Source organism: Pseudomonas sp. NS1(2017) (genome assembly GCF_002269425.1).
Classification (GTDB): domain Bacteria; phylum Pseudomonadota; class Gammaproteobacteria; order Pseudomonadales; family Pseudomonadaceae; genus Aquipseudomonas; species Aquipseudomonas reactans.
Genome location: NZ_CP022960.1, coordinates 6539560 through 6559656, shown reverse-complemented (window position 1 = coordinate 6559656; position 20097 = coordinate 6539560). Strand labels below are relative to the sequence as shown.

Below are 20097 nucleotides of genomic sequence, written 5' to 3'. Positions count from 1 at the left end.
GGTTTATTCCTCCCGCGACTTGAGTGGAGATGTTTCCAGGATGGGTTCCATGATTCTTCGCTCGCCGTGTGAAATGACGCGCATAAAAAAACCCGGCATTCGCCGGGCTCTTTCTACTACTGCAAGCGTTGCTTAGGCAGTGAAGGTCTTGCCTTCGAACTGCTCAGCCACGAACTTCCAGTTGACCAGGTTCCAGAACGCTTCCACGTACTTTGGACGCACGTTGCGGTAGTCGATGTAGTAGGCGTGTTCCCAGACGTCGCAGGTCAGCAGCGGGGTGTCGCCGTTGGTCAGCGGGTTGCCGGCGCCGATGGTGCTGGCCAGGGCCAGGGAACCGTCAGCCTTTTTCACCAGCCAGCCCCAACCGGAACCGAAGGTGCCGACGGACGTCTTGGTGAACTCTTCCTTGAACTTGTCGAACGAACCGAACGCAGCGTTGATGGCTTCAGCCAGCGCGCCGGTTGGTTGACCACCGGCGTTTGGCGCCAGGCAGTTCCAGTAGAAGGTGTGGTTCCAGACCTGAGCGGCGTTGTTGAAGATGCCGCCCGAAGAGGATTTGACGATCTCTTCCAGGGTCTTGCCTTCGAACTCGGTGCCTGGCACCAGGTTGTTCAGGTTCACGACGTAGGTGTTGTGGTGCTTGTCGTGGTGATATTCCAAGGTTTCCTTGGAGATGTGCGGCTGCAGGGCATCGTGTGCGTAGGGCAGCGGCGGCAATTCGAAAGCCATGATGATTCTCCTAATCAGGTCAGTTGCGGTGAGCGCAAGGCCGATCACGGGCGGCCAAACAAGCGCCGGGGAGTTTGTACTCTTTGCGGCGCAGGGTCCGGATCATAGCACCGGGGGTGCGGCAAAACCACGCAACAACTGTGTGGGATAGAGGTTCCAGAGCGTTTTGGAATATTCCTCAGGCGCTGATCAGTTGATAGGCCACGCTGAACATCATTACGGCCACCAACAGGTCCAGCAAACGCCAGGTAGCCGGGCGTGCCAGCCAGGGTGCCAGCCACGCCGCGCCGAGTGCCAGGGTGGCGAACCACAGGAACGACGCGCTGGCGGCACCGGCCACGTAGGCGCCGGGCTCGGTCTGTTGGGCGCCGAGTGAGCCGATCAGCAACACGGTGTCCAGGTACACGTGCGGGTTGAGCAGGGTCACGGCCAGTGCGCTCAGCATCACCGCGCGCAGTGAGCGCACCTTGAGATTGTCACCTTGGTCCAGGCTTTGTTTCGAAAACGCCCGGCGCAGTGCACACGCGCCGTACCAGATCAGGAACGCCGCGCCGCCCCAGCGGGCCACCGCCAGCAGCACCGGGCTTTGCGCCAGCACCGTCGCCAGGCCGAACACCCCGGCGGCCACCAACAGGGCATCACACACCACGCACAGCGCGGCTACTGGCAGGTGATGTTCACGACGCAGGCTCTGCGCCAGTACAAAGGCATTCTGAGTGCCAATGGCCATGATCAGGCCCAGCGCCACCAGCAAACCATTCAGATAACTCTGCCACATAGCGTTTACTCCGCGTCTGCTGCCAGTTGCCGCAACACCTGCAGAGCGCGCTCGGCATCGGTACGCCCGACGAACAGGTGGTCGTGGTAATAGCCGGCAATCACATTGCAACTGATGCCGGCCTGGCCCAGCGCACTGGCGAAGGCGGCGGTGAGGCCCACGGCTTCCAGGGCCGAATGCACGTTCAAGGTGATCCACGCGGCGACGTAGTCAAATGCCAGGCCGGCCTGTTCCGCGTGTTGGCGTTCAACGATCAGGGTCAGGCCTTCCTGCTCGCGAAAGCTGCCGATCACTTCGCAGCCGGCAGGGATGCGGTTGTCGGGCACGGTGCAGAACACATAGTCGCCGTCATTGAGCTGGGGGCTCATGCTGCGCAGCAGGGTTGCCAGGGCGGTTTCGCCAGCCATGTGGGGTTCCTTATAAAGAGAGACGCGATGCTGGCTATTCTCAGGGGGCAGGCTGTATAAGAAAAACCAATATTGCTGATCGCTCATTAGAGAAACTGATGTTCGACTATAAATTGCTCTCTGCCCTGGCGGCCGTGGTGGAACAGGCAGGCTTTGAACGCGCCGCCCAAGTGCTGGGACTGTCGCAATCGGCAATCTCCCAACGCATCAAGTTGCTGGAGGCACGTATTGGCCAGCCGGTACTGGTACGGGCCACACCGCCGACGCCCACCGATATCGGCCGGCGCCTGCTCAACCATGTGCAACAGGTGCGCTTGCTGGAGCGTGACCTGCAAAGCCAGGTGCCGGCGCTGGATGAGGAAGGTATGCCTGAGCGCCTGCGCATCGCGTTGAACGCCGACAGCCTTGCCACCTGGTGGGCCGAGGCCGTCAGTGGCTTTTGCGCCGAACAGCACCTGCTGCTGGACCTGGTGGTGGAAGACCAGACCGTCGGCCTCAAACGCATGCGCGCGGGTGAGGTAGCGGCTTGTATCTGCGCCAGCGAGCGTCCGGTGGCGGGCGCGCGCAGCTTGTTGCTGGGCGCCATGCGCTATCGGGCGCTGGCCAGCCCGGCGTTTATCGCCCGGCATTTTCCCCAGGGCGTACGTGCGGATCAACTGGCGCGCACCCCGGCATTGGTGTTCGGGCCGGATGATTTCCTGCAGCACCGCTACCTGGCCTCCCTCGGTGTGGACGGCGGTTTCGAGCATCATTTATGCCCATCGTCCGAAGGCTTTATCCGCCTGACAGAGGCGGGCCTGGGCTGGGGGCTGGTGCCGGAATTGCAGGTTCGCGACCAGCTGGAAAAGGGCATATTGGTCGAGTTATTGCCAGATAAGCCCATCGATGTGCCGTTGTACTGGCATCATTGGCGCAGTGGCGGGCAACTGTTGGGCTTGCTGACCGACCATCTGGCCCAGGCCTGTGGTCAATGGTTGGTGCCGTTGGAGTGATGGCGCGCGTCAAGGCAACAGCGATGAAAAACGAAAGAACATGGGGTAATACATGAAGATTCTGGTCACCGGCGCAAGCGGCTTCATTGGCGGACGCTTTGCGCGTTTCGCCCTGGAGCAGGGCCTGGACGTGCGGGTCAACGGGCGACGTGCCGAAGGTGTGGAGCACCTGGTCAGGCGCGGCGCCGAGTTTATCCAGGGTGATCTGAATGACGCCGACCTGGTGCGCCACCTGTGCCGCGACGTCGAAGCCGTGGTGCATTGCGCCGGTGCCGTCGGCTTGTGGGGCAAGTATCAGGACTTTTACCAAGGCAACGTGCTGGTCACCGAAAACGTCGTCGAGGCCTGCCTCAAGCAGCACGTCGGGCGTTTGGTGCACCTGTCGTCGCCCTCCATTTACTTCGACGGTCGCGACCACCTGGGCCTGACCGAAGAGCAAGTGCCAAAGCGCTTCAAGCACCCTTATGCCGCCACCAAATACCTGGCCGAGCAGAAGGTGTTCGGTGCCCAGGAGTTTGGCCTCGAAGTGATTGCCTTGCGCCCGCGATTCGTCACGGGCGCCGGCGACATGAGCATTTTCCCGCGCCTGCTGAACATGCAGCGCAAGAACCGCCTGGCCATCGTCGGCGACGGCCTGAACAAGGTCGATTTCACCAGCGTGCACAACCTCAACGAAGCGCTGCTCAGCAGTTTGCTCGCGCCGGGCTCCGCGCTGGGCCGGGCCTACAACATCAGCAACGGTGCGCCGGTGCCCGTGTGGGATGTGGTGAATTATGTGATGCGTCAAATGCAACTGCCCCAGGTGACGCGCTACCGGTCCTACGGTTTGTCCTACAGCGTGGCGGCGCTCAACGAAGCGTTTTGTGCGATGTGGCCCGGGCGTCCGGAACCGTCACTGTCGCGCCTGGGCATGCAAGTGATGAACAAAGATTTCACCCTCGACATCAGCCGCGCCAGGCATTATCTGGACTATGAGCCCAAAGTCAGCCTGTGGACCGCCCTCGACGAGTTTTGCAGTTGGTGGAAAGCCCAGGACCCGGGGTTCAAGTAAGCACACAAGCGGCAACACTTCGGGAACCGAATCTGGCGTTCCGGGTCGATCAGTGCGCCGGGAACGCGGTTTATACTCCCGTCGCTAGCCACTTCACCGATTCAGGGTTGATACATGCGCAACGATGCTAAAGACGACTTCGACAACGTTCCCAGCCTGCGGGCCGATGTCGGGGATGACGATGATTTCGAATCCACCCCAGCCACCTCGGTGCGCTCGCGCAACCCCCAGGTGGTCAAGGTCAAGAGCGCCAGCACCGGGCCATTGTGGGCCTTGATCGGCGCGCTGCTGATCGCCTTTGCGGGCCTGGCCTGGTGGAGCTTCCAGCAGATCTCCCTGATGGGCCAGCAGTTGGTGGCTACCCAGGAAAGCTTCGCGCGCATCAGCGAGGAAGCGGCGGGGCGCCTGCAGGACATTTCCGGCAAGGTGGTGGCCAGCGAGGCCAGCGTCAACAACGGCAGCGAAGCGCTGAAACTGCAGATCAAGCAACTTGAAAGCCAGTTGCTGGAGCAGGGCAAGCAGCAAGTCGGCGTGGCCGGACAAGCCACCGAGTTGGATAAGCGTCTGGCGCAAATGACCGCCAGCACCACCGACCTGTCCAATGCCAACAGCAAGCTGCAGGGCCAGGTCCAGGCGTTGACCGACGCCGTGGCGACACTTAAAGCGTCGCAAGGTGATGTCGGCAAGCGTGATACTGAAATCAAGGAGCTTTCCGCTGACGTGGCCGCCTTGAAGAAACAGGGCAACCCGAGTGCCGCCATCGCCCGTATAGAGCAGGACCTTGTGGTGCTCAAGAGCGCCCAGGAGAACCAGCCGGCCAATAGCGATGCACCGACCAATAAAGAGTTCGACGTGTTCCGCATCCAGACCACGCGCAACATCACCACGTTGCAAAGCCAGGTGCAGAATCTGAACCAGCAACTTAACGCGCCGGCGAAGATCACCCCTCTCGGCCAATAAGGGTGTAACGGAAATGTCACCGCTTGGTGACATTTCCCATCCCCTTCGTTACTTGCCGTCACCGCGCCCTTGTTTAGACTCCGGTCATCCCACAAAAAACAATAAGGGCTACCCATGACCACGCAACCACTGCCTGCCAGCAGTTGGCTGAACGCGCCTGCCCATCACGCCTGGCTCGCCGCAGAAGGCCAGCGCCTGCTGGCATTTGCCAAGGCGTCCCGACTGCCCGACGGCTTTGGCAACCTGGACGACAAAGGCCAATTGCCAGCCGATGCTCACGCCGAAACCATGAACACCGCCCGCATGACCCACAGCTTCGCCATGGCTCACGCCCTGGGTTTGCCGGGATATGCCGATCTGGTTGCACATGGCGTTGCTGCCCTCAGTGGCCCGCTGCGTGACAGTGAACACGGTGGCTGGTTTGCCACGCCCCACGCCCTCGATGGCAACCGTGGCAAGGCCGCCTACCTGCATGCGTTTGTTGCCCTGGCCGCCAGCTCGGCGGTGGTGGCTGGCGCGCCCGGCGCGCACACTCTTCTGACCGACGCCGTCCATATCATCGACCAGTTTTTCTGGAGCGAGGAGGAGGGCGTAATGCTCGAATCGTTCGCCCAGGACTGGAGCGGCGTTGAAGCCTATCGCGGCGCCAACAGCAACATGCACGCCACCGAAGCCTTCCTCGCGCTGGCCGATGTGACCGGCGATACTCGCTGGCTGGACCGGGCGTTGCGCATCGTCGAGCGGGTTATCCACATCCACGCGGCGGGCAACCAGTTCATGGTGATCGAACATTTCGACACGCACTGGCAACCTTTGCTCGGTTACAACGAAGACAACCCCGCCGACGGCTTCCGCCCCTACGGCATCACCCCCGGCCACGGTTTTGAGTGGGCGCGACTGGTGTTGCACCTGGAAGCCGCGCGCTTGCAAGCCGGGCTCGCCACCCCCGAGTGGCTGGTGACCGACGCCAAAGGCCTGTTCGCCAGCGCCTGCGAATACGCCTGGTCCGTGGATGGTGCCCCTGGCATTGTCTACACCCTCGACTGGAACCAGCGCCCGGTGGTGCGCGAACGCCTGCACTGGACCCACGCCGAAGCCAGCGCCGCAGCCCAGGCCTTGCTCAAACGCACCGGCGAGTTGCACTACGAAACCTGGTACCGGCGTTTCTGGGAGTTCTGCGAAACCCACTTCATCGACCGTCTCCACGGCAGTTGGCACCACGAACTCAGTCCACACAACCAACCCAGCAGCAATATCTGGGGTGGCAAGCCGGACCTGTACCATGCCTGGCAAGCGGTATTGCTGCCTGCGCTGCCGCTGGCGCCAAGCATGGCCAGTGCCATCGGGGCTGGGCGCTATGTCACCAGTTGGTGACATTTGTGCATCCCTTTGTTACCTGCGCCTGAAAAATCCATGTTTAAACTCCGTGCAGCGCAAGCCTAAGACTTGCATGCATAACAACAAGAAAAGGTACTCAGATGAACGCGATTAATCGCCTCGCCGTTGCTATTTCCATTGCCTCGTTGTTTCCCCTCAGTGCATTTGCCGCCGACTCGAAAGGGACGGTTGAAGTTGTGCATTGGTGGACCTCGGGCGGTGAGAAGGCGGCCGTAGATGTCCTGAAGGCCCAAGTTGAGAAAGATGGCTTCGTCTGGAAAGACGGCGCCGTCGCAGGTGGCGGTGGCGCCACCGCCATGACCGTGCTGAAAAGCCGCGCGGTCGCCGGCAACCCGCCCGGTGTTGCCCAGATCAAAGGCCCTGACATTCAGGAATGGGCGTCCACCGGCCTGCTCGACACCGACGTGCTCAAAGACGTCGCCAAAGAAGAGAAGTGGGACTCCCTGCTCGACAAGAAAGTCTCCGACACCGTGAAGTACGAAGGTGACTACGTCGCCGTACCGGTCAACATCCACCGCGTGAACTGGCTGTGGATCAACCCGGAAGTCTTCAAGAAAGCCGGTATCACCAAGAACCCGACCACCCTCGAAGAATTCTACGCAGCCGGCGACAAGCTGAAAGCCGCGGGCTTCATTCCGCTCGCTCACGGTGGCCAGCCTTGGCAGGACAGCACCGTGTTCGAAGCGGTCGTGTTGTCGGTGATGGGTGCCGATGGCTACAAGAAAGCCCTGGTTGACCTGGATAACGCTGCGCTGACCGGTCCGGAAATGGTCAAGTCGCTGACCGAACTGAAGAAAGTCGCGACCTACATGGACGTCGACGGTAAAGGCCAGGACTGGAACCTCGAAGCGGGCAAGGTCATCAACGGCAAGGCCGGCATGCAGATCATGGGTGACTGGGCCAAGTCCGAATGGACCGCGGCCAAGAAAGTCGCCGGCAAGGACTACGAGTGCGTAGCTTTCCCTGGCACCGACAAAGCCTTCACCTACAACATCGACTCCCTGGCGGTGTTCAAGCAGAAAGACAAAGGCACCGCTGCTGGCCAGCAGGACATTGCCAAAGTCGTACTGGGTGAAAACTTCCAGAAAGTGTTCAGCATCAACAAGGGGTCGATCCCTGTTCGCAACGACATGCTGAACAAAATGGATTCCTATGGCTTCGACTCCTGCGCCCAGACCGCAGCCAAGGACTTCCTGGCAGACGCCAAGACCGGCGGCCTGCAGCCAAGCATGGCGCACAACATGGCCACTACCCTGGCGGTGCAAGGTGCGTTCTTTGATGTCGTGACCAACTACATCAACGACCCGAAAGCCGACCCGGCCGACACCGCCAAGAAGTTGGGCGCTGCGATCAAGTCTGCCAAGTAACACAACCCATCTGTAGGAGCGAGCTTGCTCGCGAAAAACTCAAGATCACCGCGTTCATCCTGTATGCACGCGTTATCGTTGAAGTCCTTCGCGAGCAAGCTCGCTCCTACAGGGGGCGGTTCATCTGCTAGTCCTTTTTCCCTGTACTGGATTTTCCCATGAGTTCTGTTGCTGTGTTCAGCAAAGCCTCGCCGTTCGATGCACTGCAGCGCTGGCTACCCAAACTGGTGCTGGCGCCCAGCATGTTCATCGTGCTGGTGGGCTTCTACGGCTACATCCTGTGGACGTTTGTGCTGTCGTTCACCAATTCCACATTCCTGCCCACCTACAAATGGGCGGGCCTTGCGCAATACGCGCGGTTGTTCGACAACGACCGCTGGTGGGTAGCGAGCAAGAACCTGGCCGTGTTTGGCGGGATGTTCATCGGTATCACGCTGGTTATCGGCGTAACCCTGGCGATCTTCCTCGACCAGAAAATCCGTCGCGAAGGCTTTATCCGCACCATTTACCTGTACCCGATGGCGCTCTCGATGATCGTCACCGGTACGGCCTGGAAATGGCTGCTCAACCCAGGCATGGGCCTGGACAAACTCCTGCGTGACTGGGGCTGGGAAGGTTTCCGTCTCGACTGGCTGATCGACCCGGATCGCGTGGTCTACTGCCTGGTGATCGCTGCCGTCTGGCAAGCCTCGGGCTTTATCATGGCGATGTTCCTGGCTGGCCTGCGCGGTGTCGATCAATCCATCGTGCGTGCTGCACAGATCGATGGCGCGAGCCTGCCGCGCATCTACTGGAGCGTGGTGTTGCCCAGCCTGCGTCCGGTGTTCTTCAGTGCGGTGATGATCCTGGCGCACATTGCGATCAAGAGCTTCGACCTGGTAGCAGCGATGACGGCTGGCGGCCCGGGCTACTCGTCCGACCTGCCGGCGATGTTCATGTACTCGTTCACCTTCAGCCGTGGCCAGATGGGCATGGGTTCGGCCAGTGCCATCCTGATGCTCGGTGCGATCCTCGCGATCATCGTGCCTTACCTCTACTCCGAGCTGAGGACCAAACGTAATGACTAGTCTCGCCTCCAAATCACCCATCAGCCTGAGTCGCATCGCGATCTACGCGGTGCTGATCCTCGCCGTGCTGCTGTACCTGGTGCCGCTGGTGGTGATGCTGCTCACCAGCTTCAAGACCCCGGAAGACATCAGCTCCGGCAACCTGCTGAGCTGGCCGACCGTGGTCACCGGCATCGGCTGGGTCAAGGCCTGGGCCACGGTAGACGGTTACTTCTGGAACTCGATCAAGATCACCGTTCCGGCCGTACTGATCTCCACCGCCATCGGTGCATTGAACGGTTATGTGCTGTCGTTCTGGCGCTTCAAAGGCTCGCAGCTGTTCTTCGGCCTGCTGTTGTTCGGCTGCTTCCTGCCGTTCCAGACCGTGCTGCTGCCGGCGTCGTTCACCCTCGGCAAGATGGGCCTGGCCAGCACCACCACCGGCCTGGTGTTTGTGCACGTGGTCTACGGCCTGGCGTTCACCACGCTGTTCTTCCGTAACTACTACGTGAGCATTCCGGATGCGCTGATCAAGGCCGCGCGTTTGGACGGTGCAGGTTTCTTCACCATCTTCCGTCAGATCATTCTGCCGATGTCGACCCCGATCATCATGGTCTGCCTGATCTGGCAGTTCACCCAGATCTGGAACGACTTCCTGTTCGGCGTGGTGTTCTCCAGTGGTGACTCCCAGCCCATCACGGTGGCGCTGAACAACCTGGTCAACACCAGCACCGGGGCCAAGGAATATAACGTGGATATGGCGGCGGCGATGATCGCCGGGCTGCCGACCCTGCTGGTCTATGTGATCGCAGGCAAGTATTTCGTGCGCGGCCTCACGGCCGGCGCGGTCAAGGGGTAATCATGGCTACGCTTGAACTTCGCAATGTAAACAAGACCTATGGCGCCGGCCTGCCCGACACCTTGAAGAACATCGAACTGTCGATCAAGGAAGGCGAATTCCTGATCCTGGTCGGCCCTTCGGGGTGCGGCAAATCCACGCTGATGAACTGCATCGCCGGTCTTGAGACCATCACCGGTGGCGCGATCATGATCGGCGACCAGGACGTGAGCGGCATGAGCCCCAAGGACCGTGACATCGCCATGGTGTTCCAGTCCTACGCGCTGTACCCGACCATGAGCGTGCGCGAGAACATCGAGTTCGGCCTCAAGATCCGCAAGATGCCCCAGGCCGATATCGACGCCGAAGTGGCGCGCGTGGCCAAGCTGTTGCAGATCGAACACCTGCTCAACCGCAAGCCAGGCCAGCTCTCTGGCGGCCAGCAACAGCGCGTGGCCATGGGCCGTGCCCTGGCGCGTCGGCCGAAGATCTACCTGTTCGACGAACCGTTGTCCAACCTCGACGCCAAGCTGCGTGTCGAGATGCGTACCGAAATGAAGCTGATGCACCAGCGTCTCAAGACCACCACGGTCTACGTGACCCACGACCAGATCGAAGCGATGACCCTGGGTGACAAGGTAGCGGTGATGAAGGACGGCATCATCCAGCAGTTCGGCACCCCGAAAGAGATCTATAACAACCCGGCCAACCAGTTCGTGGCGAGCTTCATCGGTTCGCCGCCGATGAACTTTGTGCCGCTGCGCCTGCAACGCAAGGACGGTCGCCTGGTGGCCTTGCTCGACAGCGGCCAGGCCCGTTGCGAGCTGGCGCTGAACACGAACGATGCCGGCCTTGAAGACCGTGACGTGATCCTGGGCTTGCGTCCGGAGCAAATCATGTTGGCCTCGGGCGAGGGCGACAGTGCGTCGAGCATCCGTGCCGAAGTGCAGGTGACCGAGCCGACCGGCCCGGACACCCTGGTGTTCGTGCAACTGAATGACACCAAGGTCTGCTGCCGCCTGGCACCCGACGTGGCACCGCAGGTGGGCGAGACCCTGACCCTGCAATTCGATCCTTCCAAGGTATTGCTGTTCGACGCCAACACCGGCGAGCGACTGGGCACTGCTTCTTCATTGCCCGCACAGGGGCATGCCGACAATGTGGCCCAATTCAAAGGCCGATGAAGCAGGTAGGAGCGAGCTTGCTCGCGAAGGTCGTTAACGATGACGCGCGCTTTCTGGACGAAAGCGGTGGCCTTGAGTTCTTCGCGAGCAAGCTCGCTCCTACAGGGTAGTAATTTGGATTTAAGTTGTTGTTTTAGATAAAAAAAGTAAACCGCGTTAGATAAAAACAGTTTAATAACAATAAAGACGAGGATGTAGGGATGAAAAAGCAACACAACAACACTCGGCTGATCTGCCAAATGTCAGCTGCAGCAGCCCTGGTTCTGTCCGCCAATGCGATGGCGGCCGATGCATTCAGTGCTGATTCGAAGTGGATGACCGGCGACTGGGGTGGCGAGCGTACCAAGCTGATCGAGCAAGGTATCGACATCAAGGCTGACTACGTTGGGGAAGCGGGCTACAACGCCCACGGCGGCTACAACGACGACAAAACCGGTCGTTATGCTGACCAGTTTGGTCTGGGCGTGGCACTCGACCTGCAAAAGCTGTGGGGCTGGGATAACACCCAGGCCAAGATCCAACTGACCAGCCGGAATGGCCAGAACATCTCCAATGACCGCATTGGCGACCCGCGTGCCGGCACCTTGAGCTCGTCTCAAGAAGTCTACGGTCGTGGCCACATGGTGCGTCTGACCCAGTTCTGGATCCAGCACCAGATGTTCGACAACAAGCTGGACGTGAAACTCGGTTACTTCGGCGAAGGCGAAGACTTCAACACCTTCCCGTGCGACTTCCAGAATCTGTCGTTCTGCGGCTCGCAAGTGGGTAACTATGTAAACACCTGGTACAACTGGCCCGTCAGCCAGGCCGCGATCCGCGTGAAGTACAACATCACGCCTGAGCTGTATGCGCAAATCGGTGCGTACAACCAGAACCCATCGCAGCTGGAGCACGGCAACGGCTTCAAACTCAGCGGCAGTGGCACCAAGGGCACCGTGATTCCGGTGGAATTGGTCTGGTCGCCGAAGGTCAACAACCTGCCGGGCGAATACCGTGTGGGCTACTACAAAAGCGCCGCCGATGCTTCGGACGTTCGTGAAGACATCAACGGCAACGATGCAGCGACCACTGGCGCAGCTTACCGTACCCGCAGCAGCAAGAAAGGCTACTGGTTCGTTGCCCAACAGCAACTCACCACGCATAACGGCGACGCTTCCCGCGGCCTGAACATCGCGGCCAACGCCACCTTCCACGACAAGGAAACCAACACGGTCGACAACTACCAGTCGCTGATGCTGGTGTACAAAGGCCCATTCGACGCGCGTGCGAAGGATGACGTCGGTATCGGTATCTCCCGTATCCACGCCAACAGTGACGTGAAGAAAAACGCCGAACTGTTGAACGCGGCCAAGGGCTTCACTGATTATGACCAGTTGGGTTTCGCACCGCTGCGTAACACTGAGTACAACGTCGAACTGAACTACGGCTTCCACGTCACCAACTGGCTGACCGTGCGTCCCAACCTGCAATACGTCAAGAATCCGGGCGGTGTAAAAGAAGTCGACAATGCACTGGTAGCGGGCCTGAAAATTCAGTCTACGTTCTAACGCTTTGCGATAAGCTCCTCCTCTCTGTGCGCATTTTGCGGGTAGCCATGGCTACCCGCTTTTTTTGGGCGGCACCGTGAAGACATTCAGGACTGTGGCACATGCATGAGCAACCGCTGCAACGCTTTTTCAAATCTCTGCGCGAGCGTCCGGTGTTCGCCTGGGAACGCTTCCAGATGCGTGACGTGTTGGTGATCGACCATCCGCTGTGCCAGGCGGTGTTCAGTCGCCAGGGCGCGCAATTGCTGCACTTTCAGCCTACCGGCCAGAAACCTTGGCTGTGGTGTGCGGCCAAGTGGCCACAAGTCGGCGCCATCCGTGGTGGCGTGCCAGTGTGCTGGCCATGGTATGGCCGTCACCCGAGCGAGAATGCCTGGCCTTCCCATGGCTGGGCGCGGCTGATCGACTGGAAACTGCTCGACAGCAGCACCGACGACGACGGCGTACGCCTGCACTGGCAACTGCAGCTATGCGACTGGCAAGTCGACCTGCATGCGCACCTGGGCGAGACCCTGGAATTGCGCTTGAGCACCGAGCATCAGGACGAGCTGCCGTGCCAGTTGAGCCACGCTTTGCATGCTTACTGGCGTATTGGTCACGTTGATGAGGTAGCGCTGTCTGGGCTTGAGGGCGCGCAAGGTTACGACCAGCTCAATCGCCAGGTTTGCCAGCAGGAAGGCGAGTTGCGGGTGGAGGGTGGGTGCCAGCGGGTGTTCCAGCACGAAGGCGAATTACAGCTCAAGGACCACGCCTGGCAGCGTGAATTGTGCATTGATACGGGCGACAGCGCCGACACGGTGGTGTGGCACCCAGGCAGCCGGCCACTGTTGGGCGTGAGTTTCAACGAGGCGTCGGGTTTTGTGTGCGTGGAGTCGGCGATGGCCGGGGCCAGCCTGGCGCCGGGGGAGCGGGCGCATTTGAGTTTGCAGGCCAGGGCTGGGGCTTAGCGGTGTGGTTGCTGGCCTCATCGGGGGCAAGCCCCCGAAGAGGTCAGTACAGCCAACACAAAGGCAGGCCTAGTTGAACTCATCCCCCACCGGATACCGGCTGTCATTCAAGCTCTCTTTGATCTTGCGCAAATGCGGCTGGAAATCCACGCCACGACGCAAGGTCATACCGGTCGCCAGCACATCCAGCACCGTCAGTTGGATGATCCGCGAGGTCATCGGCATGTAGATGTCTGTGTCTTCCGGCAACGGAATGTTCAGGCTCACCGTACTGGCCTTGGCCAGCGGTGAGTTCTCGGCGGTCACGCCCAGTACGGATGCGCCATTCCCACGTGCGATGCGCGCCACTTCAACCAACTCACGGGTACGCCCGGTATAGGAAATGATCACGAACAACTCGCCCGTATGGGCCACCGAGGCGATCATGCGCTGCATCAGCACGTCGGCGTGGGCGGTCACCGCCAGGTTGAAGCGGAAGAACTTGTGCAGGGCATCCATCGCCACCGGGGCCGAAGCGCCCAGGCCGAAGAAGTGGATCTGCCGCGCCTGGATCAACAGGTCCACGGCCTTGCTGATCAGGTTCGGATCCAGTGCCTGGCAAGCACTGTCCAGCGATGCAATGGCGCTGCCAAAGATCTTCTGGGTGTAGGCCTCAGGGTTATCATCGGCCTCCACCGCACGGCTGACGTACGCGGCACCACTGGCCAGGCTTTGCGCCAGCTGCAATTTCAGTTCAGGGTAGCCGCTCACGCCGAACGAACGGCAGAAACGGTTGACCGTCGGTTCACTGACCGAAGCGGCCTGGGCGAGGGCAGCGATCGAGAAGCGGGTGGCCTGCTGTGGGTTGAGCAGGATGACTTCGGCGACTTTGCGCTCGGCCTTGTTCAATTCTTCGAGGCGGTTCTGGATCTGTTCCAGAAGATTTCGCACGCGGTCCATTCAGTCTTTCCTTCGGGCGACGATGCAAATTAGGGTGGCAACCAATCGACGAGTGGCCTTTTGCGGTGGCCTATCCTACTGAGGGTAGCTGAACACCACCACTCGGAATGCGTATTTCGGGAAAATGTTGTGGTTATTACTACATTTTTCCTTGAGTGATGCCTTGAAAAAAGGTATTTGTAGCTTAACTTGATAAAAGAACAAACATCATGCCTTCGATAACCGTAGAACCCTGCACCTTTGCCCTGTTTGGCGCCTTGGGTGATCTGGCGCTGCGCAAGTTATTTCCTGCCCTCTATCAACTCGATGGCGCCGGGCTGCTGCACGACGACACGCGCATCCTGGCCCTGGCCCGTGAAGCCGGTTCCGAGCAACAGCATCTGGCGCACATCGAGCAAGCACTGCGCGAATTCGTCGGCAAGGAGCTGGACGAAGCCATTGCCCAGCGTTTCCTGGCACGCCTGACCTATGTGCACGTCGATTTCCTGAAAGCCGATGACTATGTGGCCTTGGCGGACATCGCCGGCACCGAGCAACGCCTGATCGCCTACTTCGCCACGCCGGCAGCGGTGTATGGCGCGATCTGCGAAAACCTGTCCAAGGTCGGCCTGGCGGAAAACACCCGCGTGGTGCTGGAAAAGCCCATCGGTTCTGACCTGGAGTCCTCGCGCAAGGTCAACGACGCCGTGGCGCAGTTTTTCCCGGAAAACCGCACCTACCGCATCGACCACTACCTGGGCAAAGAGACGGTTCAGAACCTGATCGCCCTGCGTTTCGCCAACAGTCTGTTCGAAACCCAGTGGAACCAGAATTACATCTCCCACGTGGAAATCACCGTGGCCGAGCAGGTCGGTATCGAAGGCCGTTGGGGCTATTTCGACAAGGCCGGCCAACTGCGCGACATGATCCAGAACCACCTGCTGCAACTGCTTTGCCTGATCGCCATGGACCCGCCGGCCGACCTGTCTGCCGACAGCATCCGTGACGAGAAGGTCAAGGTGCTCAAGGCCCTGGCGCCGATCAGCCCGGACGGCCTGACCACCCAAGTGGTGCGCGGCCAGTACATCGCTGGCTACAGTGCCGGCAAGCCGGTGCCGGGGTACCTGGAGGAAGAGAATTCCAACACCCAGAGCGACACCGAGACCTTCGTCGCCCTGCGTGCCGATATCCGTAACTGGCGTTGGGCCGGAGTGCCGTTCTACCTGCGCACCGGCAAGCGCATGCCGCAAAAGCTGTCGCAGATCGTCATCCACTTCAAGGAACCGTCGCACTACATCTTTGCCCCTGAGCAGCGCCTGCAGATCAGCAACAAACTGATCATCCGCCTGCAACCGGACGAAGGTATTTCCTTGCGCGTGATGACCAAGGAGCAGGGCCTGGACAAGGGCATGCAACTGCGCAGCGGCCCACTGCAACTGAATTTTTCCGACACCTATCGCAGCGCCCGGATCCCGGATGCCTACGAGCGGTTGTTGCTGGAAGTGATGCGCGGCAATCAGAACCTGTTTGTTCGCAAAGATGAAATCGAAGCCGCGTGGAAGTGGTGTGACCAGTTGATCGCCGGGTGGAAGAAATCCGGTGATGCGCCCAAGCCGTACGCGGCGGGGTCCTGGGGGCCGATGAGCTCGATTGCACTGATCACGCGGGATGGGAGGTCGTGGTATGGCGATATCTGATTTGAAACTGCCCCAGGGCGTAACCCCCCACGAGTACCGCACCCCGGTGCTGTTGGCGGAAGGCCTGGCCAATGACGTGGCCGAGCAGTTGCGCACGGCCATCAGTGCCCGTGGCGAAGCGACCCTGGTGGTGTCCGGTGGCCGCAGCCCCGTGGCGTTTTTCCAGCACCTGGCCAAGCAGGCGCTGGATTGGTCCAAGGTCACCATCACCCTGGCCGACGAGCGTTGGGTGCCGGTGGAACACGCCGACAGCAATGCGGGCCTGTTGAAGCAGCACCTGCTGCAAGGCCCGGCGGCCAAGGCCAAGTTCCTGAGCCTGTACAGCGCTGCCGCCAACCTCGAAGACGCTGCCGAGTATGCCGATCGCCTGCTGGGCGAGTTGCCAGCCATTGATGTGCTGGTGTTGGGCATGGGGGATGACGGCCACACCGCGTCGCTGTTCCCCAACAGCCCGAACCTCGCCGACGCGTTGAAGGCCGACGGTACCCGCCGTTGCTGGCCGATGCTGGCGCCGACCGTGCCGCACCAGCGCCTGACCATGAGTCGTGCTCTGCTGGCCACGGCGAACTACACCGTGCTGTCGATCTCCGGCAGTTCGAAATTGACCACCTTGAGCGCCGCGCTGGCCAGTGACGACGTTGCTGCCATGCCAATTCGCGCGTTTCTGCAACCTACATTAGAGATTTACTGGTGCCCATGAGCCAAGGATCAGCCGCTATGAAAAGCCCTCAACCGACCGTGTCCATGGCGGATAAAGTTGCCTTGATCGACAGCCTCTGCGCCAAGGCGCGGATCCTGCCGGTGATCACCATCGCCCGCGAACAGGACATCCTGCCGCTGGCCGATGCCCTGGCAGCCGGTGGTTTGACCGCATTGGAAGTGACCCTGCGTTCCGAGTTCGGCCTCAAGGCCATTCAGGTCCTGCGCGAGCAGCGCCCTGAACTGTGCACCGGTGCCGGCACCGTACTCGATCGTCACATGCTTGAAGCCGCCGAAGTGGCTGGTTCGCAGTTCATCGTCACCCCAGGCATCACCCGCGACCTGCTGGAAGCCTCGGTACACAGCCCGATCCCGCTGCTGCCCGGCATCAGCAATGCGTCTGGCATCATGGAAGGCTATGGCCTGGGCTATCGCCGTTTCAAGCTGTTCCCGGCTGAAGTCAGCGGCGGAGTGGCCGCGATCAAGGCCCTGGGTGGCCCGTTCGGCGAAGTGAAGTTCTGCCCGACCGGCGGCGTCGGCCCGGCCAACATCAAAAACTACATGGCGTTGAAAAACGTGATGTGCGTGGGCGGTAGCTGGATGCTCGACCCTGAATGGGTCAAGAACGGCGACTGGGCCCGCATCCAGGAAGTCACCGCTGAGGCGCTGGCGCTGCTGGATTGATCTGATTTACCGAATCGTTGTTGCTGTGCTTAACGGCATTTTTGCGGTGCACTTGGTCGGTGTACCGCTTTTTTTTGCCCGCTGAAAAGTGCACCACAACCTGTAGGAGGCCGGCTTGCCGGCGATGGCGCGATCGAGGTAGGTGCAAGTCCCGTGGGCCTCATCGCCGGCAAGCCGGGCTCCTACAAGGTATGGGTGTTCAGTTCGGTAATGGCTTTAACCAAGACATTGATATCCGTTGCCGACGTCACCAACCCTGGCGTCACCCGGATACAGGTACCAAACGACGCACCTACGCGCGTCGTGGTGAACAGATTGTAGTCCTTGAGCAAACGCTCCGCCATCACTTGCTGATCCCGCCCAATGAACTTGAACGCCGTGATACCGCAGTACAGGCGTGGATCATCCGGCGTCAGCACCTCGATCCCCGGCAGGGCCCGTACCTGGCTGACCCACAAGTCCCGCAAGTAATTCACGCGCGCGCCCTTGGCCGCCGCGCCGCCCAGTTGCCGATGCTCTTCAAGCACCAGCGGCAGGGTCATCAGCGCCGGGAAATTCGGCGTGCTGTAGGGCGTACGTGCGCGAACGTCGGTGGCGGGATAGTGGAACTCGCCCATGTCCGGATCAATGTCAGCCAGGCGTTCCGGGGCGATGTACAGAAAGCCCAACGTCAGCGGGGCGCCAATCCATTTGTGCAGGTTGAAACCGGCAAACTGGATCCCCAATTCGGCCAGGTTGAATTCGATCTGGCCCAGGGCATGGGCGCCGTCGAGGATCACATCGATGCCCTGCTCGCGCGCCGCCTGGGCAATCGCGGCCACGGGCATGACCAGCCCGGTGCGGTGGGTCACGTGGGTCAGTGCCATCAGCTTCAAGCGCGGGTACTGCACGAATGCATTGCGATAGGTATGCACCAGGCTGTCGAAACTTGCCGGGTGCGTGTGGGACAGTTCGATGACTTCCACGCCGCGATAGCCCGCCAGCCAGCGCATGGCGCCTTTCACCGTGTCGTACTCCAGGTCGCTGATCAGCACTTGGTCACCCGGTTGCAGACGGTTGTAGTTGCGGATCAGCGATTGCAGGGCTTCGGTGGCATTGCGGGTGAAGGCTACGGCGGCGGGGTCGGCATCGATCAGCCCGGCCAGTTGGCGGCGGATAGCGTCGTTTTCGCCACGCTCGAATTGCTGGCGCACATGCAACGCGTTGCTACGGTTGATAAACGCCACGTGCTCCAGGTACTGCGCCTGTACTGCTTGGCTCATGCGGCCGAAGTAACCGTTTTCCAGGTTGATCGGGCCGGGCTCCAGCGGGTAACGCTGCGCAACGGTATTCCAGTGGAGCTCGTTATCTGCATTCCGTGGCATGGGCTGGGCTCTTAATGACGAGGGGCGGGTTTGCCGTGTTTGGCGCGCAGCGGTTCGAGCAATTCAGACAAGCCGTTGCTATCGATTTCCTGCATCAACGCCAGCAGGCCGCCCAACTCGCCGTGGGGGAAACCTTCGCGGGCAAACCAGTTCAGGTAGGGGCCGGGCAGGTTGGCGATGATCCGTCCCTTGTATTTGCCGAAGGGCATTTCGCGGGTGATCAGCAGTTCGAGTTTTTCGGGATTCATGAAGGCTCAGGAGTTTGTATCGAGAGCTTGGAAAATACAGGCATTCTGCATGAAGGCCAAATGACAGATCATGCAAATAACGTACATACAGATGGTTCAATTTATCGTAAGTTATTGAAATATAAGATTAATTATATTTTTGAAAACCTGGCACGAGCGCTGCAACCACTAAGACAACCTTCTAACCCGTACAAGGAATTGAAAAATGACTGACATCAATAAAGAATCGATCTCCGTACTGAACGACCTGATCGAGACCAGCATCGACGGCCAAAAGGGTTTCAAGGAGTGCGCTGAAGACATCAAGCACCCAGAGCTCAAAGCCCTGTTTGCCAAGCGTTCCGCTGACTGCGCCACCGCCGCTGCCGAATTGAAAACCGCTGTTAAAGCTTTGGGTGGTGATCCAGAAGATTCCGGTAGCGTTGCTGGTGCTCTGCACCGTGGTTGGGTCGACGTAAAGTCGATGCTCACCGGCAAGGATGAAGAGGCAGTGCTCAACGAAGCCGAGCGTGGTGAAGACCATGCCCTGAAGGCTTATAAAGAAGCGATCGAGAAGATCAACAAGCACAACCTGCTGGGCATTCGTGACCTGGTTGAGCGTCAGTACCACGGCGTACAACGCAACCACGACCAGGTGAAAGCCCTGCGTAACCAGGCTCGCGCTCAATCTTGAGTCGTCGCTGAATAGAAAAAGCCCCGCTGATGCGGGGCTTTTTTATGCGCAAGGATCAGCCAATCCTGATCGGCGGCAATTCGGTCAAGGTCACGACTTGCTGCTTACGCGGCGCAAGGATCTCCGCCTCGCCGTCCACTACCAACTCATCACGCTGGTTGAACACACGGGTGGCGATGCGCACGCGGAATTTCGGCAGCTTTTCGAGGATTTCCAGGCGTACGGTCAAGGTGTCGCCGATCTTTACCGGCTTCTGGAAGCTCATCTGCTGGCCGATGTAGATGGTGCCCGGCCCAGGCAACTCGCAGGCAACGGCCGCGCTGATCAAGGCGCCGCTGAACATGCCATGGGCGATACGCTCCTTGAACATGGTCGCCTTGGCGTATTCAGCGTCCAGGTGCACCGGGTTGTGGTCACCGGACATCGCGGCGAACAGCTGGATATCGCGCTCTTCCACCAATTTGCTGTAGCTGGCGGTCTGGCCGACTTCGAGGGCTTCGTACGGGGTGTTGGTTACCTGGGTCATCTAAAGGTGCATCCTGTGGCTAATCGGTAATTTAATTGACTGAT

At 60.1% G+C, this 20097-nt stretch carries 21 protein-coding genes; 14 read left to right on the top strand and 7 right to left on the bottom strand.

All coding sequences use genetic code 11. The annotated features are described in order from the left end of the window. Nucleotides 1-132: 132 nt before the first annotated feature. From CI807_RS30540 to CI807_RS30530, 3 genes are all read right to left on the bottom strand, one after another. Nucleotides 133-729: a superoxide dismutase gene (locus tag CI807_RS30540; protein WP_003175739.1), complete on the bottom strand. Its 597-nt coding sequence runs from the start codon at nt 727-729 to the stop codon at nt 133-135. 178 nt (nt 730-907) lie between these two features. Next, nucleotides 908-1507: a LysE/ArgO family amino acid transporter gene (locus CI807_RS30535; RefSeq protein WP_095017408.1), complete on the bottom strand. Its 600-nt coding sequence runs from the start codon at nt 1505-1507 to the stop codon at nt 908-910. A gap of 5 nt (nt 1508-1512) precedes the next feature. Next, nucleotides 1513-1914 carry an ACT domain-containing protein gene (locus CI807_RS30530; protein WP_095017407.1) on the bottom strand — a complete coding sequence of 134 codons (402 nt, stop codon included), beginning with the start codon at nt 1912-1914 and terminating at the stop codon, nt 1513-1515. A 98-nt stretch (nt 1915-2012) separates the two neighbouring features. Between CI807_RS30530 and CI807_RS30525 the strand changes: the two genes are divergently transcribed. From CI807_RS30525 to CI807_RS30480, 10 genes are all read left to right on the top strand, one after another. Beyond that, the gene (locus CI807_RS30525) at nt 2013-2906 is read left to right on the top strand and encodes a LysR family transcriptional regulator ArgP (RefSeq protein ID WP_016975403.1); all 894 of its coding nucleotides are present in this window, start codon (nt 2013-2015) and stop codon (nt 2904-2906) included. A gap of 52 nt (nt 2907-2958) precedes the next feature. Further along, nucleotides 2959-3957 (top strand): NAD(P)-dependent oxidoreductase, encoded by a 999-nt coding sequence (locus tag CI807_RS30520; RefSeq protein ID WP_095017406.1) that lies wholly within the window; start codon nt 2959-2961, stop codon nt 3955-3957. A 114-nt stretch (nt 3958-4071) separates the two neighbouring features. Then, nucleotides 4072-4917 carry an ATPase gene (locus CI807_RS30515; RefSeq protein ID WP_095017405.1) on the top strand — a complete coding sequence of 282 codons (846 nt, stop codon included), beginning with the start codon at nt 4072-4074 and terminating at the stop codon, nt 4915-4917. A gap of 114 nt (nt 4918-5031) precedes the next feature. After that, the gene (locus tag CI807_RS30510) at nt 5032-6291 is read left to right on the top strand and encodes an AGE family epimerase/isomerase (protein WP_095017404.1); all 1260 of its coding nucleotides are present in this window, start codon (nt 5032-5034) and stop codon (nt 6289-6291) included. 104 nt (nt 6292-6395) lie between these two features. Next, complete coding sequence (locus tag CI807_RS30505; protein WP_095017403.1) at nt 6396-7682, top strand: ABC transporter substrate-binding protein; 1287 nt, start codon at nt 6396-6398, stop codon at nt 7680-7682. Nucleotides 7683-7840: 158 nt separating this feature from the next. Then, nucleotides 7841-8749 carry a carbohydrate ABC transporter permease gene (locus CI807_RS30500; RefSeq protein ID WP_033896325.1) on the top strand — a complete coding sequence of 303 codons (909 nt, stop codon included), beginning with the start codon at nt 7841-7843 and terminating at the stop codon, nt 8747-8749. Further along, on the top strand, nt 8742-9587 hold the full coding sequence (locus CI807_RS30495) for a carbohydrate ABC transporter permease (protein WP_016975397.1): 846 nt from the start codon (nt 8742-8744) through the stop codon (nt 9585-9587). The genes CI807_RS30500 and CI807_RS30495 overlap by 8 nt, the downstream gene beginning before the upstream one ends. Nucleotides 9588-9589: 2 nt before the next feature. Further along, entirely contained in the window at nt 9590-10750 is a 1161-nt protein-coding gene (locus CI807_RS30490) for an ABC transporter ATP-binding protein (protein WP_095017402.1), read from the top strand. A gap of 200 nt (nt 10751-10950) precedes the next feature. Continuing rightward, a complete protein-coding gene (locus CI807_RS30485) occupies nt 10951-12297 on the top strand; it encodes a carbohydrate porin (RefSeq protein WP_095017401.1) in 1347 nt (448 codons plus the stop codon). Nucleotides 12298-12398: 101 nt separating this feature from the next. Next, a complete protein-coding gene (locus tag CI807_RS30480; protein ID WP_095017400.1) occupies nt 12399-13244 on the top strand; it encodes a D-hexose-6-phosphate mutarotase in 846 nt (281 codons plus the stop codon). Nucleotides 13245-13313: 69 nt separating this feature from the next. Here the strand turns inward: CI807_RS30480 and CI807_RS30475 are convergent, their stop codons facing one another. Then, nucleotides 13314-14174 (bottom strand): MurR/RpiR family transcriptional regulator, encoded by an 861-nt coding sequence (locus CI807_RS30475; protein ID WP_174890969.1) that lies wholly within the window; start codon nt 14172-14174, stop codon nt 13314-13316. Between the two features lie 218 nt (nt 14175-14392). Between CI807_RS30475 and zwf the strand changes: the two genes are divergently transcribed. Genes zwf through CI807_RS30460 form a run of 3 tightly spaced genes read left to right on the top strand, consistent with a single transcriptional unit; the run spans nt 14393 to nt 17242 of the window. Next, entirely contained in the window at nt 14393-15859 is a 1467-nt protein-coding gene (gene zwf, locus CI807_RS30470; RefSeq protein WP_095017399.1) for a glucose-6-phosphate dehydrogenase, read from the top strand. After that, nucleotides 15846-16559: a 6-phosphogluconolactonase gene (gene pgl / locus CI807_RS30465; protein ID WP_095017398.1), complete on the top strand. Its 714-nt coding sequence runs from the start codon at nt 15846-15848 to the stop codon at nt 16557-16559. Before zwf ends, pgl begins: the two co-directional genes overlap by 14 nt. A 17-nt stretch (nt 16560-16576) precedes the next feature. Beyond that, complete coding sequence (locus tag CI807_RS30460; RefSeq protein ID WP_025858441.1) at nt 16577-17242, top strand: bifunctional 4-hydroxy-2-oxoglutarate aldolase/2-dehydro-3-deoxy-phosphogluconate aldolase; 666 nt, start codon at nt 16577-16579, stop codon at nt 17240-17242. 182 nt (nt 17243-17424) lie between these two features. Here the strand turns inward: CI807_RS30460 and CI807_RS30455 are convergent, their stop codons facing one another. After that, nucleotides 17425-18606, bottom strand: a complete 1182-nt coding sequence (locus CI807_RS30455) for an aminotransferase class V-fold PLP-dependent enzyme (RefSeq protein ID WP_095017397.1) — start codon at nt 18604-18606, stop codon at nt 17425-17427. A gap of 11 nt (nt 18607-18617) precedes the next feature. Beyond that, complete coding sequence (locus CI807_RS30450) at nt 18618-18854, bottom strand: DUF3820 family protein (RefSeq protein WP_095017396.1); 237 nt, start codon at nt 18852-18854, stop codon at nt 18618-18620. A gap of 205 nt (nt 18855-19059) precedes the next feature. Here CI807_RS30450 and CI807_RS30445 point away from each other — a divergent pair, with 205 nt between their 5' ends. Next, on the top strand, nt 19060-19527 hold the full coding sequence (locus tag CI807_RS30445; protein WP_095017395.1) for a PA2169 family four-helix-bundle protein: 468 nt from the start codon (nt 19060-19062) through the stop codon (nt 19525-19527). 55 nt (nt 19528-19582) lie between these two features. Here CI807_RS30445 and CI807_RS30440 read toward each other — a convergent pair whose 3' ends face one another. After that, nucleotides 19583-20053: a MaoC family dehydratase gene (locus CI807_RS30440; RefSeq protein WP_095017394.1), complete on the bottom strand. Its 471-nt coding sequence runs from the start codon at nt 20051-20053 to the stop codon at nt 19583-19585. Between the last annotated feature and the right edge of the window lie 44 nt (nt 20054-20097).